The organism is Nocardia farcinica, from assembly GCF_029867845.1.
In the GTDB taxonomy this organism is placed as follows: Bacteria; Actinomycetota; Actinomycetes; order Mycobacteriales; family Mycobacteriaceae; genus Nocardia; species Nocardia farcinica_A.
Genome location: NZ_JARWRU010000820.1, coordinates 1 through 3384 on the forward strand (window position 1 = coordinate 1; position 3384 = coordinate 3384).

The window sequence follows — 3384 nt, forward strand, 5'->3', positions numbered from 1 at the left end:
TCCGCCGCTGCTTATTGTATAGCCCCCCCGTTTTGTGTGATTCCGCCGCGGGGGGGGGGGTGCCCGGCGGCGCGCTAAACCCCCCTCCCGCGGGGGGTGTGGGGGGTTCTCCGTGCTCGTTTGGGGGTGCCGCGGCGCCTACATCGAGGCGATGAGCCGCTCCACCCGCTCGTCGACCGACCGGAACGGGTCCTTGCACAGCACGGTGCGCTGCGCCTGGTCGTTGAGCTTGAGGTGCACCCAGTCGACGGTGAAGTCGCGACCGGCCTCCTGGGCGGCGGTGATGAAGTCGCCGCGGAGCTTGGCGCGGGTGGTCTGCGGCGGGGTGTCCACCGCGGCGTCGACCGCCTCGTCCTCGGTGATCCGCTTGGCCAGGCCCTTGCGCTGCAGCAGGTCGAACACGCCGCGGCCGCGCTTGATGTCGTGATAGGCCAGGTCGAGCTGGGCGATCTTCGGGTCGGACAGCTCCATGTTGTAGCGGTCCTGATAGCGCTGGAACAGCTTGCGCTTGATCACCCAGTCGATCTCGGTGTCGACCTTGGCGAAGTCCTGCGCCTCCACCGCGTCCAGAGCCCGGCCCCACAGGTCGACGACCTGGTCGATCTGCGGATCGCGGTCACGATTGCGCAGGTGCTCGACCGCGCGGGCGTAGTACTCGCGCTGGATGTCCAGCGCGCTGGCCTGCCGTCCGCCCGCCAGGCGCACGGGCCTGCGGCCGGTGAGGTCGTGGCTGACCTCGCGGATGGCCCGGATCGGATTGTCGAGGGCGAAGTCGCGGAAGGACACGCCCGCCTCGATCATCTCCAGCACCAGCGCCGCGGTGCCCACCTTGAGCATCGTGGTGGTCTCGGACATGTTCGAGTCGCCCACGATGACGTGCAGTCGCCGGTACTTCTCGGCGTCGGCGTGCGGCTCGTCGCGGGTGTTGATGATCGGCCGCGAACGGGTGGTCGCCGAGGAGACGCCCTCCCAGATGTGCTCGGCCCGCTGCGACAGGCAGAAGGTGGCCGCCTTCGGCGTCTGGAGCACCTTGCCCGCGCCGCAGATCAGCTGGCGGGTGACCAGGAACGGCAGCAGCACGTCGGAGATCCGGGAGAATTCCCCGGCCCGCACCACGAGGAAGTTCTCGTGGCAGCCGTAGGAGTTGCCCGCGGAGTCGGTGTTGTTCTTGAACAGGTAGATGTCACCGCCGATCCCCTCTTCGGCGAGCCGCTGCTCGGCGTCGATGAGCAGATCCTCGAGCACCCGCTCCCCCGCCCGGTCGTGCGTGACCAGCTGATGCAGGCTGTCGCACTCGGCAGTCGCGTACTCGGGATGCGAGCCGACGTCGAGATAGAGGCGAGCACCGTTGCGGAGGAACACGTTCGAGCTACGGCCCCAGGACACCACCCGGCGGAAGAGGTACCGGGCAACTTCGTCGGGGGACAGCCGACGGTGACCGTGGAAGGTGCATGTCACACCGAACTCGGTCTCGATCCCCATAATTCGTCGCTGCACTCTTCGAGGTTACAGCCAACAGCGCCGGTAGCGGGGCGGTCGGACAACAGCCAGGCACACGTCTTCACAACGATTCGGGGTGGCACCGGCGTTTCCGTCCGGTACTCGCGCGTTTCCGGGCGAAATTCTCCTGCCCGGAAAACGCGAAGGGTCCGCGCGCGAACCGATGGCTCGCGCACGGACCCTTCGGGTGATTTCCGTCGCTTTCCGGCCCGATTTCACCCGGTGGACTCAGCCGGTGGACTCAGCCGGCGGAATCGCCCGATTCCTCTGCGCCGTCCGGCGGCAGTTCCACCGTGGTGGTGGCCTTCTTCGCCGCCGCATCCGCACCGTCGCCCGCCGAATCGGCGGCGAGCAACTGCTCGAGCGTGGCCGTCGGCACCCGCCGGAACGCCCGGCGCGGCCTTGCCTGCTCCAGGGTGGCGACCTCGAGCTGCGGGACGCCGATGGTGCGCTTGTCCTTCTCGGCCTCGGGGATGGCGGCCTGCAGGGCCTTGACCGCGATCCCGATCGCCGCACCCAGCTCGAGGCCGGGTTTGTAGGACCCCTTCAACGCCGTGACGATGGGCTCGGTGGTGCCGCCCATGACCACGAACTCGCGCTCGTCCACGATCGACCCGTCGTAGGCGATGCGGAACAGCACCGCCTGCGGCGGCTCGTCGGCGTAGCCGACCTCGGCCACACAGATCTCCACCTCGAACGGCTTGAGCTGGTCGTTGAAGATCGAGCCGAGGGTCTGCGCGTAGGCGTTGGCCAGCGCACGGCCGGTGACATCGCGCCGGTCGTACTGGTAGCCCCGCAGGTCGGCCTGCAGGATGCCACCGCGGCGCAGGCTCTCGAACTCGTTGTACTTGCCCACCGCGGCGAACCCGATGCGGTCGTAGAGCTCGCTGACCTTGTGCAGCGTGGCCGAGGGATTCTCGGCCACGAACAGCACGCCCTTGTCGTAGGTCAGCACGATCACGCTGCGACCCCGAGCGATGCCCTTGCGGGCGAGCTCGGTCTTGTCCCGCATGATCTGCTCGGCGGACGCGTAGTACGGCAGCGTCATGCGCGGGCACCCCCTTCCTGGGCCGCGGTGCGATCGGCCACGATGCCGCGGGCGATCTCGGCCAGACGCTCCTCGGCCACCTCGAGCGCGCCCTCGGCGTCGATCACGACCGCGGTCGGGTAGATCCCGCGCAGCAGGTCGGGACCGCCGGTGGCGGTGTCGTCGTCGGCGGCGTCGTAGAGCGCCTCGACGGCGATCCGCAACGCCCGGTCCTGGTCGATCCCCTTGGCGTACAGCTTCTTCAGCGAGGTCTTGGCGAACATCGACCCCGAACCCACAGCGGTGTACCCGAAGCGTTCCTCACTGCGCCCGCCGACCACGTCGTAGGACACGATGCGCCCGGCCCGATCCGGGTCGGAGGCGACGCGCTCGTCGTAGCCGACCAGGACCGGCACCACGGCCAGGCCCTGCATCGCGGCGGGGAAGTTGTCGCGCACCATCTTCGACAGCTTGTTGGCCTTGCCGTCGAAGGTGAGGGGCACGCCCTCGATCTTCTCGTAGTGCTCGAGCTCCACCGCGAACAGACGCACCAGCTCCACGGCCATGCCCGCGGTGCCCGCGATACCGGCCGCGGAGAAGGTGTCGGTGATGTACACCTTCTCCATGTCCCTGCTGGCCAACAGATTTCCCTGGGTTGCCCGGCGATCGCCGGCGATCAGCACGCCGCCGCGGTAGCTGACCGCGACGATGGTGGTGCCGTGCGGGGCGATGTCCCTAGCGACGGGGGGGCGCCCCCCCCCCCCGGGGGGGCCGCGGGTGGCGCGCTAGATTTTGGGAAACAAAAAAGACGGGGGGGGGGGGGAGGGCTGGTGGTGTGAGGGGAAACAGGGAGCGCC

General features: G+C 68.9%; 2 protein-coding genes and 1 pseudogene. All 3 read right to left on the bottom strand.

Annotated features, from left to right (window positions below):
- Positions 1 to 138 precede the first annotated feature (138 nt).
- Positions 139 to 1497: a Pup--protein ligase gene (gene pafA / locus QH283_RS17845; RefSeq protein ID WP_280504125.1), complete on the bottom strand. Its 1359-nt coding sequence runs from the start codon at positions 1495 to 1497 to the stop codon at positions 139 to 141.
- Between the two features lie 244 nt (positions 1498 to 1741).
- Positions 1742 to 2548 carry a proteasome subunit alpha gene (gene prcA, locus QH283_RS17850; protein WP_280504126.1) on the bottom strand — a complete coding sequence of 269 codons (807 nt, stop codon included), beginning with the start codon at positions 2546 to 2548 and terminating at the stop codon, positions 1742 to 1744.
- Positions 2545 to 3306, bottom strand: a pseudogene (gene prcB, locus QH283_RS17855) (proteasome subunit beta); the annotation flags it as partial. The pseudogene prcB and the gene prcA, both read right to left, overlap by 4 nt.
- Positions 3307 to 3384 lie beyond the last annotated feature (78 nt).